At 42.7% G+C, this 12,731-nt stretch carries 12 protein-coding genes; 7 read left to right on the top strand and 5 right to left on the bottom strand.

Features of this window, described 5'->3' with window-relative positions:
- Positions 1 to 21: 21 nt before the first annotated feature.
- The 7 genes from P1X15_RS01585 to P1X15_RS01555 all read left to right on the top strand — a co-directional run bounded on the left by P1X15_RS01585 (position 22) and on the right by P1X15_RS01555 (position 5,572).
- Entirely contained in the window at positions 22 to 699 is a 678-nt protein-coding gene (locus P1X15_RS01585) for a response regulator transcription factor (protein ID WP_277336385.1), read from the top strand.
- A 41-nt stretch (positions 700 to 740) separates the two neighbouring features.
- Positions 741 to 1,130, top strand: coding sequence for a hypothetical protein (locus tag P1X15_RS01580; protein ID WP_277336384.1), 390 nt, complete (start codon positions 741 to 743; stop codon positions 1,128 to 1,130).
- Between the two features lie 98 nt (positions 1,131 to 1,228).
- Positions 1,229 to 1,813, top strand: coding sequence for a hypothetical protein (locus P1X15_RS01575; RefSeq protein ID WP_277336383.1), 585 nt, complete (start codon positions 1,229 to 1,231; stop codon positions 1,811 to 1,813).
- Positions 1,814 to 1,824: 11 nt separating this feature from the next.
- Complete coding sequence (locus P1X15_RS01570; protein ID WP_277336382.1) at positions 1,825 to 2,565, top strand: hypothetical protein; 741 nt, start codon at positions 1,825 to 1,827, stop codon at positions 2,563 to 2,565.
- 223 nt (positions 2,566 to 2,788) lie between these two features.
- Positions 2,789 to 3,610: a nuclear transport factor 2 family protein gene (locus P1X15_RS01565; RefSeq protein WP_277336381.1), complete on the top strand. Its 822-nt coding sequence runs from the start codon at positions 2,789 to 2,791 to the stop codon at positions 3,608 to 3,610.
- 197 nt (positions 3,611 to 3,807) lie between these two features.
- On the top strand, positions 3,808 to 4,179 hold the full coding sequence (locus tag P1X15_RS01560) for a hypothetical protein (RefSeq protein ID WP_277336380.1): 372 nt from the start codon (positions 3,808 to 3,810) through the stop codon (positions 4,177 to 4,179).
- Between the two features lie 643 nt (positions 4,180 to 4,822).
- Positions 4,823 to 5,572, top strand: a complete 750-nt coding sequence (locus P1X15_RS01555) for a hypothetical protein (RefSeq protein ID WP_277336379.1) — start codon at positions 4,823 to 4,825, stop codon at positions 5,570 to 5,572.
- 252 nt (positions 5,573 to 5,824) lie between these two features.
- Here P1X15_RS01555 and P1X15_RS01550 read toward each other — a convergent pair whose 3' ends face one another.
- The 5 genes from P1X15_RS01550 to P1X15_RS01530 all read right to left on the bottom strand — a co-directional run bounded on the left by P1X15_RS01550 (position 5,825) and on the right by P1X15_RS01530 (position 12,709).
- Entirely contained in the window at positions 5,825 to 7,132 is a 1,308-nt protein-coding gene (locus P1X15_RS01550) for a deoxyribodipyrimidine photo-lyase (RefSeq protein ID WP_277336378.1), read from the bottom strand.
- Between the two features lie 57 nt (positions 7,133 to 7,189).
- Positions 7,190 to 7,606, bottom strand: a complete 417-nt coding sequence (locus tag P1X15_RS01545; RefSeq protein WP_277336377.1) for a CBS domain-containing protein — start codon at positions 7,604 to 7,606, stop codon at positions 7,190 to 7,192.
- A gap of 168 nt (positions 7,607 to 7,774) precedes the next feature.
- Positions 7,775 to 8,740 carry a fasciclin domain-containing protein gene (locus P1X15_RS01540; protein ID WP_277336376.1) on the bottom strand — a complete coding sequence of 322 codons (966 nt, stop codon included), beginning with the start codon at positions 8,738 to 8,740 and terminating at the stop codon, positions 7,775 to 7,777.
- A gap of 221 nt (positions 8,741 to 8,961) precedes the next feature.
- Positions 8,962 to 11,841, bottom strand: coding sequence for an aminomethyl-transferring glycine dehydrogenase (gene gcvP, locus P1X15_RS01535; protein ID WP_277336375.1), 2,880 nt, complete (start codon positions 11,839 to 11,841; stop codon positions 8,962 to 8,964).
- Positions 11,842 to 12,088: 247 nt separating this feature from the next.
- Positions 12,089 to 12,709 carry a response regulator transcription factor gene (locus tag P1X15_RS01530; RefSeq protein ID WP_277336374.1) on the bottom strand — a complete coding sequence of 207 codons (621 nt, stop codon included), beginning with the start codon at positions 12,707 to 12,709 and terminating at the stop codon, positions 12,089 to 12,091.
- Positions 12,710 to 12,731 lie beyond the last annotated feature (22 nt).

The following is a 12,731-nucleotide window of genomic DNA, read 5'->3' as shown; positions in this document are numbered from 1 at the left end:
AGACATGCCAAAAAGTCCAGCTTGACTTTAGCCATTGTCGTTTTGTTCCTGACTATCAAGCCCATGATCCGCGTCGTACTTTTTGAAGACAACAAAAGCTTTCGCCAAAGTCTGTCGCTGTATCTGGCCGGCTCTGATGAGGTGTTTATGTGCGCTTCGTTTGGCGACGCCGAAGGCTGCGTGGGCAAAATCAAACGCTACAAACCCGACGTGGTCCTGATGGACATTCAAATGCCAGGCATCTCTGGCATTGAAGCCTTGCAGGAAATCAAAGCCGTGTTGCCCGACACCAAAGTGCTGATACAAACGGTGTTTGACGATGATCACCGCGTCTTTGCGGCCATCTGCGCGGGTGCCAACGGCTACGTGCTCAAAAACCCCGACCCAGAAGTGATATTACAGGCCATCATAGATGTTCACGACGGCGGTGCGTGGATGACCCCGTCCATTGCGGCCAAGGTATTGCGGATATTCCAAAGTCAATTTGTCAAAACCCAGCCCACCTACATCTCCCTCACTGACCGTGAGCGGGAGGTTTTGGGTTGCATGGTCAAAGGTATGAGTTACAAGATGATCGCCGATGCCTGTAGTCTGAGTTTTCATACGGTGCATTGGCACGTCAAGCATATTTACGAAAAACTCCACGTCAACTCCGCGCCTGAGGCTGTAGCCAAGGCCATTGAGGGGAGGATGGTGTGAGTGCAACAAAAGAATCACTCTTACCATAAACCTCCATAATCATGAACACTAAAAATCTATTCACCTTCAATGCCATCACGGCGGTATTATTTGCCCTCCCGATGATGCTCGCCCCAAAAATAGTAGCTGATATGTACCTCACCCATCCCGAAACGGCCAACAATGCCACTTGGGTGCTGATGCGGGGGTATGGCTCCCTGCTTTTTGCCCTCACGGTTTGCCTTTGGTACATCAGGCCCGCCGCTCCTTCCCGTGCTTTGAAGGGTATTTTGTTGCTGATCTTCGTAGGCGACATTATTTTACCCATTGTTCACATTCACGCTATCCTCAACGGTATTGAAAACAACCAAGCGTGGGGCATTGTCTTCGTAGGAGTCGTTTTGGCCATGTGGTCGGGGTTAGTGATGCGTAAGATGGAGGTTGGGGAGTAATTGCACACTTCCCTTCACCATTTTTAAAGCCGTCGCCATATTGATAGGCAACGACCCTAACTTAACTCATTCTAATAACCTTTAATCAACTTACTTATATGTCAGCAATTGTTTATAAGTCAACTGTACTGAGACGAAAAGAATTAATAGAAATTGATGCTTTTTGGGGGAATACCAATTCAAAATATTTCAGTATTGATTTAGACAGTCTTTGGGCGGGTCTCGCTCCTTTCAAATCAAAACTTGAGATTACCGTCCGTAACATTTCCTCTCCTCTCCTTACCACTTTTAGCCACAATTTTGTGGTTCCCCAACCGACGGTCCCCGTTATGTTTTCTCATTCTATTATTAACAAGCCCTTTATACATACTTTAAAGAGCCTCAAAAAAAACCGAAGTGTATCAAGTATTCCCTTTGGAAGTGAAATCAAATATCAAGTGAGTAAAGTAATACTTGATGAGTTATACAATCGGCACAAAGGGCAGGAAAAAGACGCTATTCTTGGGCTGAGAGCCACTCTTTGTACAGATGCTAACACGAAGATTTATATGCTGTTCACTTTTTACAGGTACAACAATCAAAATATTGTAGTAGATACTACAATAACGCAAGATTCAGACTATCCTCATCCTTCGGGCGGAGGCGGCAACCCTACTACGGGCGTTAAAATCCCGGCAAATTAACAACCGATGCTATGCCTAACGATGAAAAGTTTTACACTCATTTGATTGTAGTGTTAGGGCAAATTACTACCGCTGTCATGATTATTCCTCTGGTGGTAGCGATAGTCCGTTGGCGTTTACTTACGCCGCCGTTACGTATTTTTTTCTGGTCACGTTTGGCGCTGGTTGTATCCGCCGGTTTTGAGTTATTATTTATTGAAGTCGTAACTCGCTACCAAGATTTTTGGGTGCCGTATCTAAACAAATGGCAGATTGGTGATACTAATTTTCTACAAATCACGTCTCAATTACCTACTTTTTTACTGGTAGGGTGGTTTTACAATTCACTGTTATCAACTTATCAAAAAAAAGCTTACAACATCGTATGGATAATTTCACTAGGGTTGGCATTGATTGCTTTAATCAATTATCTGTTTATCGAAGGAATTAGGGTACATGGCACATTTAATCCATTGATATTGAGCCTATTTTTGATTGGTATGCCGATGATTTATCTTTTCTTTTTGGCCAAAATGCCCTCTCATATCCCATTATCTAAAATTCCCTACTTTTGGATAAGTGTCGGCATTCTTTTGGTAAATCTATTAAGTCTATTTTTCAGCACTACGGGAAACAAACTCTATCTTACTGATTATATACTCTATTCTAAATTTCTCATATCAAGAAATGCAGTAAGCGTACTGGCCCAATTCATCTTTGCGTATGCCTTCTATCAAGCCAAATATGCCGGGTATTTAATCACGCAACGATAAATGATGATTTTGGTTTGCGTTTATAATGCAAAAAAAGAACCGGAGAGGCTGTTTCATAATTTCACGATTTTCTACAACACCAACAAAATTGGAGGGCTAGATTGATTACCAATCCCCCAATTTTGTTCTGATTCAGTGCCGCATTTTTACAATCAATGCTGGCAAGTAAACCCTGCTTTGGAGTTTATCCAAACCAATTTTAAACCTCAATCCCTACACAAACATGAAAAAAAGACCATTTATCATCGCTTTGCTTTTTTCCTTAGCAGGAAGCACCTACGCCCAAACCGACCTCAAAGCCGCTTTTGAAAAAGGGGCGCAAAACTTTAACAATGACCCCGTTGCCGAAGTACAAACCATGGCCGATAACTTACGTTTTGTGGGCGGAGAAGATGGTGTAGTGCGCAACAAAAGCCAAACTACCCAAATGGCCGCTCGGCTTAATGCAGGCAAACATCAAACCCAAATCACAGACCTCAACGTTCGACAATTGGGAACATTGGGGATAGCAACGGGTATCCGAAACCAAAGCCTTAACTTGCCCAATGGCGTGGTGATGACCTGGAAAGATACTTTTACATACATTTTTGAGTGGAAAAACAACAACTGGGTAATAACCGATTTGCACCACACTAAGATTGACTACCAAACGGGCGAAGAGGCTGCCGTCCGACAAGTAATTGATACCGAGACCAAAGCGTACCACGAGGCCAACTTGGCGGTGTGGGGTAGCAACTGGGCCACAACTCCCTACATAGAACGACAAGACGAAAAACTCAGAAAAATGGCCAATACGCCCTATTTGAAAGGCCAAGCCCTCCAAAAGGGTTACGAGGAGTTTGGCAAAACCCACAAACCGACTGGTCTTAGCTCGGTAGTGAGTGATTATGAATCGCACGTAATGGGCAATATGGCCTGGGCCACATTCACGCAAGAAGACCGTAAAGCGGATGGGTCGGTGGCGCAAAAACAACGTTCCTTACGCATTTTGGAGAAAATTAACGGTCAGTGGAAAATAGTAATGATTAGTCTTACAGGCTTTTAGAGACTGTTATAAGATACAATATCACCACCTGCCGCTCCTTTGGGAGTGGCTTTTTTTATTTCTGACCTTGAAATACTACCCAAATTGGGGGGAGTGAAAGAGGAGTATTTATAAGAATTTTGTTGTGTTCAAACTAAATAGGCGAAAGACGAAAAGCCTTAAAATGAGTAGTCAATCAACATTAAATTTAAGAGAAAATGGAAATCAGAAACATTGTTTTAAGCGCCAAAAAAAGCGTACAGAATCCAAATGTATGGGAAATAGCAGTAAAGTATCAAGCTCGCTTTACACCCTACGAGGTAAATCAAAGATTCAATATGAGAGACAGTATTAGTATTAGAGAAGATGATCCTATTTCAGATGATGTTATTACTGGATTTGTGGGAGCGTCGAGTTTTCAATCAAACGCCGCTAGTATAGACAGAAGTATTAAGATAAAAGTTAGTGCAGCGGGCTTAGATACTGAATGGGGAGAAGAAGAACTGTATGCAATCGTAAAACTCAAGAATACTGATTTACCCCCATTAGAGGTTATCAAAAAAAGTCGTACTTTAGACTTGAAGCCTTAAAAAATTTACGTTTACAATCAAAACTAGTCCGTCTTTTTAGCCGCTCCTTTGGGAGTGGCTTTTTTTGTTTCTGAACCTTGAAATACTACCCAAATTGGGGGCAACGTCGCCCCCAAAATATACCGAAATTTGATCAATGCAAACCATACACCTCAACGGGCAGCATGAGTTACATACTTACCCAACTTTAGTAATCACCTTTTAAACAAAACAACCATGAAAACACCCCTTTTTGCCTTCCTTCTCCGCTTCGATTTATCCCGTTCTGAGCACCTTCAAAGTTCGGGTTGCGCGGAAAGAAATTCTTTCGGTATGTCCATGATGAAAATCAGCACTTGATTTATTTCGAACAATTGACCAAACAAACTACCCAGTACCTTTTTGATCTGAATCTCAATGAACTGTCTAATGGTAAGTACTACATCAATCTCTCGGACGAAAAAGAGCCAATGATCACAAAAATTATCATCAAAGAACAGGCTGTTTTGGCAACACTCATTTTATCAAATCAAATCCTGTGTTTGAATTAACGAGTGATAAGCCTAAAAAAATCGTCAATGCCGCCCAAATTGGGGGGGACGCAGAAACGGATTCCGAACCAATTTTGCAATGTTAAATCAGTAACAAACTTTATACTAAAAAAATGAAAATCAATCAATTACTAACAATCAGCAGCCTGTTAATGGCGATTTGTTTTTTGGCCTGCGAAGGGCCACAGGGAGAAACAGGCCCACAGGGGCCACAAGGCACAGCGGGTAAAGACGGAGCCGTAGGCGTGGCAGGACCCATAGGCCAGACAGGTGCCATAGGTCAGACAGGTGCCACAGGACCGCAGGGGCCGATAGGCAACGCCAACGTAGTTTATTCTGAATGGATTACACCCACTTGGATAACCGGTGGAGATAGCCCCAATACTTTCTATTTTGAAGCGAAAGATAAATCCATGGCGATACTTACCAAAGAAGCCATTGACAAGGGACTGGTGTATGTCTATTTTAAGGGAAAAATACAGGAATTCAATACTGATACCAAAGAATATGAATTAGTAGAACGTATAGCACCTAATAATTTTGCCTCTTATTATAAAATTTCCGGTCGTGCAACAAACAATTGGTATGATTATAATTACGTCCAAGCCAATGCAAATACCCAAATTGGGGTAAATTACCTGGCTATTTATGGCAATTTTTCTAAAATGGGCTATAACAGTCAGGGTCAACAAATTGCACTGCCGGAATTAGCGGGTAAGTCATTTAGTTTTTATAACGACATTGCCAAAGACCTTCATCAATATCGCGTCATTGTAGTATATGGTTCTACCAAAGGCCGCTTAGCCGCCATTGACTGGAAAAACTACGCCGAAGTAAAAGCCGCTTTGAATTTGAAAGATTAGGTTAGGTTAAAAATGACATCAAAAAGCCACCTTTGCTGAGGTGGCTTTTTTTGTAAACCCGCTAATAGAACATCTCTTTTGACTGTAAATCATACTCGGCCTCCAATAAGACGTGAAACTCATGTCATTTCTATAAATATTAGTTGGTTTAAACAAAATAATGCCCCATCTGAAGCCTCTTCTCTGCTTTGAGAAAAAAATCACTAAACTGAATCAAGCTCATTCTCAGGCGTTTATTTCTTAAATAAGGATTTAACCCTTCAATGCCTTCTGATACACTTTCAGACACCGCTCTCTCGCAAAAGCATGGTCTACAATCGGCTTGGGGTAGTCGAACGTGTTAAGTTCGGGTACCCATTTTTTAATATAAGCCAATTGAGGATCAAACTTTTGGGTCTGTGCGGTAGGGTTAAAAATCCGAAAATAAGGCGCGGCATCCGTTCCTGAACCAGAGGCCCATTGCCAACCACCATTGTTGGCCGACAAGTCAAAATCCAATAGTTTTTGGGCAAAATACGCCTCCCCCCAACGCCAGTCAATGAGCAAATGTTTGGTCAAAAAACTAGCCACTATCATCCTGACGCGATTGTGCATAAAGCCCGTAGCATTGAGTTCGCGCATTCCGGCATCCACAATCGGGTAACCCGTGCGACCTTCACACCATTTCTTAAACTGAGCTTCATCCTGCCTCCATTCTATTTTATCATAGTCCGCCCGAAAGGCTTTGCCTTCGCCCACGTGCGGAAAATGCCACAAAATCTGCATGTAAAAGTCCCGCCAAATCAACTCATTCAAAAAGGTTTCGTTGAGTTTTTGAGCTTTGCGAGCCAATTCCCGAATCGAAATAGTACCGAAACGTAGGTGTACACTCAAACGGGAGGTACCCGCAATAGAAGGAATATCACGTTGTTCTTTATAATTTTTTATCAATTCATCTCTGACACTTTTATTAGGAAATGACAGTCCTACTTTTTCAAAACCCATACTTTCCAAAGAGGGGATTGCGGAAGGAGAGATTTTGTAGAAAGCATCAAAATATTTTTCGGTAGGGTACGACTTCAAGTAAAAATCATTGAGGGTTTCTTTCCATTTTCGGCTATAAGGCGTAAACACTGTATAAGGAGTTCCTGCGCCGCTCAGTACCTCGTTTTTCTCAAAAATACACTGGTCTTTGTGGGTATAAAAAGCAATACCGTGCCCATTCAGAAAAGCGCCAATAGCCTTGTCGCGATTTCTAGCATAAGGCTCGTAGTCATGATTGGTATAAACTTCCCCAATATTGTACTCTTCTATGAGCTGTTGCCATACTTCCGAAGGCGTACCGTATTTTACCACAATCGAGCTTCCTAGTTGGGTTAATTGCTCTTGAAGTTCACTCAACGCTTGATGAATAAACTCGACACGCCGGTCTTTTTTATCTTCTAATTGATTAAGGATTTCTTTGTCAAAAATAAAAAGAGGTAAAACGGAATTACCCGCCGTAAGGGCTCGATACAGTGCTGCATTGTCGTGCAAACGTAAATCACGCCGAAACCAAAATATCGTCAAAGGTTGATTCATAAAAAAGCCTAATTTGTATGACTACAAACTAGGCTTGGGAAGAAATTGTTTTGAACCTTAGTACTGTTCAAGCATATATTTGATGACATCAGTAGTAGTGACAATCCCCGCCAATTCTCCATTTTCGATGACAGGCAAAGCGTGATATTCTTCTGTAGCCAGAATCTCCGCTACCTCTCTAATGCTCAAAAACGCATCTACCGTACGCGGTTTTGGGGTCATTACTTGTGGAATACTTAGCATCTCTAAGATAGCCTCATCAGCACCTTCTTGGTTATCAAACAACGAGCTGAATGTCAATCGATTAATATCTGTTCTACTAATTATCCCCACCACTTCTTTGCCTTCCAATACGGGCAAATGACGGATGTGGTTTTTCTTTACAATTTCAATCGCTTCGTGCAAATCATCACTTACATTGACAGTGTACACGTTTTTGGTCATGATGTGCGAAATAGGTTCTCTTTTTTTCATTTTTGTTTGAGGTTTAATTTTGATACCCCAAAATGCGTCCCTTTTTTGTCAAATTTGATGACCAAAAACATCCTTAAAACTGTTTTTTGTCAGTTTTGAAGACAAACAAAAAGGGTGATTTTTATTGCTAAAAATCACCCTAACGAAACCTTAAAATCAAACTTAATATTAAGGCAAAATTACTCTATCTATAACATGGATAACGCCATTAGTAGCCACGATGTTGGCACTTGTTACATTGGCATTGTTGGTACCGTTACCCGCACCACGTACTTGCACACCCGAGCCAAGCGTCACTGTAATAGGAGCATTACCAGCCGTTACGACATTACCCGCCGTCAAATTGGTAGAAAATACTCGTCCTTGTACTACGTGTGCCAACAATACATTGGTAAGGGTAGTAAGAGTAGCACCACTTGCAGCATTGATAGCCTCAATGCTGTTAAAAGGAGTAGCTTGAAAAGCTGTATTGGTAGGCGCAAATACCGTAAAAGGAGTAGTGCCCGTCAATACTGATGTAACAGTAGCCCCTACCGAAGGATTGGCTTGAATGACTTTGTTGAGAGCAGCCACCAAAAAAGTAAAGTTAGGATTGGCTTGCGCTACTTGGAGAAGGTTTCCTGAAGGAGGCATAATCACTTGATTTATCACATGTATCACGCCATTGTCTGCTTTTACATCAGCCGTAATTACTCGCGCGCCATTGATAGACACACCGCCGTCATTTTTGGTAACATACGCATTGGCACCCGCTAAGGTAGGCACTTCGGTGTTGTTGGCAGTAGGTACAGCTGAAGCTGTAATTGTGGTACCCAAAACATGATACTGCAACACCGTTCTCAAAGTATTAACATCCAATGAATTGACGGTGCTCAAATCTAGACCTGATGCTGTGAATGCGGCATCATTGGGGGCAAATACTGTCAGTGTGCCGCCTTTGAGAGCATCAGCTAGTCCTGCTCGTGTGACGGCTGCTCGTAAAATAGTAAAATCGTTGTTGGCGAGTACAATATCAGTCACCGTGTTAGAGGTAGGAGTAGTTTCTTCATCTTTACAGCCTACCAAAGTAGCACCTGCCGCTACCATCATCATTACTACCATTTGGGCTTTCGCCTTTCTCCAAAAAGTTTTCATAGTCGTTGTTTGAATTTTAGAGGGTGGAAAATTTTTGTTTTTTGAACAGCATAATAACTTTTCAATATTTTATTTTGTTTAATCTTTACATAAAAAAATTAAACAAAGCATCTTTCCATTGATTTAGATCCCTAAAAAGCAAACATTACAATTCACTGAATATCAACAAAAAAGCCCTCTTTTGAGGGCTTTTTTATAAAATTCAATATTTGGAGCTAAAACTATGCTTCTACATGTGCATACTCTTCTACAGGAATACACGCACAAATCAAATGACGGTCGCCGTAAGCAGAATCGATACGGCTTACACTTGGCCAAAATTTATTAAATCTCAAATGAGGCAATGGGAAAGCTGCTTTTTCGCGACTGTAAGGCCGCTCCCAGTTTTCGGTCAGTACCACGCGCGCTGTGTGAGGGGCATTTTTGAGAACATTGTTAGCTTTATCTGCTACTCCTTCTTCTACTTCACGTATTTCGGCACGGATACTCAGCATCGTATCACAAAAACGATCAAGTTCAGCCTTAGATTCCGACTCAGTAGGCTCAATCATCAAAGTACCTGCTACCGGAAACGACAGTGTGGGTGCATGAAATCCATAATCCATCAATCGTTTTGCCAAGTCTTCGGCTTCAATGCCTACGGCTTTAAACGGACGACAATCCACAATCATTTCGTGCGCACAGCGGCCATTAGTACCCGTGTATAGGATTTCATAATCGCCATTACCAGACAAACGCTGCTTGATATAATTGGCGTTTAAAATAGCCATTTTGGTAGCATTGGTCAATCCCTCGCCACCCATCATTGCGATATAAGCGTGAGATATGGTCAGAATGCTTGCAGAACCATAAGGGGCTGCTGAGACTGCTCCTGCTTTTTGGCCTTCGGTAAGCTGAACGTGACCTGGAAGATGTTCTACCAAATGCGCCGCTACCCCGATAGGCCCCATACCAGGACCACCGCCACCGTGTGGAATACAGAAAGTTTTGTGAAGATTGAGGTGACATACATCCGCTCCAATCGTGGCTGGGCTTGTAAGTCCTACTTGGGCGTTCATGTTGGCACCATCCATATATACTTGTCCACCATGACTGTGGATAACTTCGCATATCTCAATGATACTTTCTTCAAACACGCCGTGGGTAGATGGGTAAGTCACCATCAAACACGAAAGTTCATTGCTATATTGTGCGGCTTTGGCTTTTAGATCCTCCACATCAATGTTGCCACGCTCGTCGCATTTGGTAACCACCACTTTCATGCCTGCCATTACAGCCGAAGCAGGGTTGGTACCATGCGCCGACGAAGGAATCAAGGCTACGTTGCGGTGGGCATCGCCACGGGCTTCATGGTATGCCCGAATCACCATCAAACCAGCGTATTCGCCCTGCGCACCAGAATTAGGCTGAAGCGACATAGCGGCAAAGCCGGTGATTTCGCAAAGCCAATCGTTGAGGTGTTTAAACAACAACTGATAACCTGCGGCTTGATTGGTAGGAGCAAAGGGGTGCATCTTTCCAAACTCAGGCCAAGTAACCGGAATCATCTCCGCTGTAGCGTTGAGTTTCATGGTACAGCTACCCAACGAAATCATAGAGTGTACCAAAGACAAATCTTTGTTTTCCAACGATTTCAAATAACGTAGCATATCATGCTCGGTATGGTAGGTACTAAAAACAGGATGCGTAAGATAACTAGACTGACGCGCCAAGTTTTCGGGAAAAGCTATCTCAATTTCGCTTGGAACGGTCATTTCCACCCCTTCGCCCGAAGCAGTCGCAAACAAATCTAAGATTCCTATTAGGTCACCAAAAGATTTTACTTCATCAAAAGAGACACCTACGGTGCCATTGGTATTATAACGTAAATTGATACCTCGTTTTTCGGCTTCTTCGCGCAAGCCTTCAGCATTTCCGACTTGTACAGTAACCGTATCAAAATAATTTTTAGTCAAAACTTCATAACCCATCGCCGACACTGCTTCCGCAAAGGCTTTTGTGAGACCATGCGCTTTGGAAGCAATGGTTTTCAAACCTTCGGGGCCATGATAAACGGCATAGGCCGCAGCCATTACCGAAAGCAACACCTGAGCGGTACAAATATTGGAAGTAGCTTTTTCGCGGCGAATGTGCTGCTCACGTGTCTGGAGTGCCATCCGCAAAGCTCTATTTCCTTCGGCATCTACCGATACACCAATGATACGCCCCGGAATCTGACGTTTGAAAGCATCTTTGGTAGCAAAAAAAGCCGCGTGAGGCCCACCGTAGCCCATCGGAACCCCAAACCGCTGCGCCGAACCTACCACTACATCAGCCCCCATTTCACCAGGAGACTTGAGGAGAGTAAGGCTCAACAAATCGGCGGCTACTGCTACCGATATGCTCAACTCATGAGCTGTAGCAATAAAATCCGTATAGTCTATCACTTCACCATCCGTAGCCGGATATTGCACCAATACCCCAAATAGAGCGGGGTCGGTCAAGTCCACTTTGGCATGGTCTCCTACTACTACATTGATATTGAGCGGAGTAGCACGCGTATAAATCAAATCAATCGTCTGGGGATGACAGCGCTCCGATACAAAAAAGGTTTCGGCTTTTTTGCGTGCCGCAGGCCGTAGGCTATGCAACATCGTCATGGCTTCGGCCGCAGCGGTAGCTTCGTCCAACAACGAGGCATTGGCGATTTCCATACCCGTGAGGTCAATCACGGCCGTCTGAAAGTTTAATAACATCTCCAAACGCCCCTGGGCAATTTCAGCCTGATAAGGCGTATAGGCCGTGTACCACGCGGGATTTTCGAGAATATTCCGCAAAATCACATTTGGAACAATCGTATCATAATAACCCATTCCGATGAAAGATTGAAAAATGCGGTTTTGACGTGCCACTTTCTTCAAATCATTCAAAAAGTCAAATTCTGACTTAGGTGCTGGCAAATTGAGCGGTTGAGCCCTGCGAATAGCCGCCGGAACCGTCTGTTCTATCAGCTCGTCGAGCGTACCAACGCCGACTGTTTTTAGCATTTTTTGTAAATCTGTAGGACTTTGGCCGTGATGACGGCGCTCGAAGGATTCTTGTTGGTGAAGACTGATTTTCATCCGATGATCAGAGCGATATATGTGTAAGAATCCGCAAAAATAGTCAAAAAATAAGCTGTTTGTTGCGGTGTTTTCTTGGAAAAACAAAATTTGACTAGTAAAGTTTATTTTGCGGCTCTGATTCTACAAAAAAGTCATACTCCGAAAATACTAGCTAAAGCCTTTGAAAATCTATATAGATTTTAATTAACTACACTTTACACCCAAATATACAACTCATATTCAGCCCCTTAACCACACAACTCATTCAAATCAATCGTTCTTTTCGAGCTTTTTCAATGGCTTCCGCTTTTGAATGCACCTCTAGTTTCCAATAAATATTCTTGATATGCGTACGAATTGTTTCTTTATCCACAAAAAGCTCGTCAGCAATAGTAGTATAGCTTTTTCCTTGGGCAATACGCTCTAGTACTTCTGTTTCGCGTGCAGTAAGAGGTGAATGATGATTTTTCTGAAACGACGCCACCACCATACGTGCGATATTGGTACTCATCGGTGCACCTCCTTGACGTATCTCTCGAATAGCTTCAATGAGCCTACTAGGAGGCATATTTTTAGTAAGATATCCACCTGCACCTGCACATAGTGCTTTAAATACCAATTCATCATTTTCATACACTGTCACTACAATGAGCTGCGTTTGGGGACGAAGTTTTTTAGTTTTTTCGATACCTTCTACCCCGCCCATACGAGGAAGCTCCAAATCCATCAATACCACATCAGGACGGTCGGTAGCGAGGTTTCGAAGATAGTCTTCACAATTTGAGTAAGTATTGATTACCCGAAAACCTTCGGTATTGTTCAACAAATCGGCAAAAGCTTCTCTAATAAGGTGATCATCTTCGACCAAGCACAAACGGGTTATCATTTTTGGAATTAATAAAATTATG

The organism is Runella sp. MFBS21 (genome assembly GCF_029433105.1).
Taxonomy (GTDB): Bacteria; Bacteroidota; Bacteroidia; order Cytophagales; family Spirosomataceae; genus Runella.
This window is presented reverse-complemented; position numbering and strand designations above follow the sequence as displayed.

What these genes read in the sequence shown, in the direction of transcription:
- P1X15_RS01580 (WP_277336384.1), top strand. Translation starts at nt 741, where the DNA reads ATGAACACTAAAAATCTATTCACCTTCAATGCCATCACGGCGGTATTA.
- P1X15_RS01575 (WP_277336383.1), top strand. Translation starts at nt 1,229, where the DNA reads ATGTCAGCAATTGTTTATAAGTCAACTGTACTGAGACGAAAAGAATTA.
- P1X15_RS01570 (WP_277336382.1), top strand. Translation starts at nt 1,825, where the DNA reads ATGCCTAACGATGAAAAGTTTTACACTCATTTGATTGTAGTGTTAGGG.
- P1X15_RS01565 (WP_277336381.1), top strand. Translation starts at nt 2,789, where the DNA reads ATGAAAAAAAGACCATTTATCATCGCTTTGCTTTTTTCCTTAGCAGGA.
- P1X15_RS01560 (WP_277336380.1), top strand. Translation starts at nt 3,808, where the DNA reads ATGGAAATCAGAAACATTGTTTTAAGCGCCAAAAAAAGCGTACAGAAT.
- P1X15_RS01555 (WP_277336379.1), top strand. Translation starts at nt 4,823, where the DNA reads ATGAAAATCAATCAATTACTAACAATCAGCAGCCTGTTAATGGCGATT.
- P1X15_RS01550 (WP_277336378.1), bottom strand. Translation starts at nt 7,132, where the DNA reads ATGAATCAACCTTTGACGATATTTTGGTTTCGGCGTGATTTACGTTTG.
- P1X15_RS01545 (WP_277336377.1), bottom strand. Translation starts at nt 7,606, where the DNA reads ATGAAAAAAAGAGAACCTATTTCGCACATCATGACCAAAAACGTGTAC.
- P1X15_RS01540 (WP_277336376.1), bottom strand. Translation starts at nt 8,740, where the DNA reads ATGAAAACTTTTTGGAGAAAGGCGAAAGCCCAAATGGTAGTAATGATG.
- gcvP (WP_277336375.1), bottom strand. Translation starts at nt 11,841, where the DNA reads ATGAAAATCAGTCTTCACCAACAAGAATCCTTCGAGCGCCGTCATCAC.
- P1X15_RS01530 (WP_277336374.1), bottom strand. Translation starts at nt 12,709, where the DNA reads ATGATAACCCGTTTGTGCTTGGTCGAAGATGATCACCTTATTAGAGAA.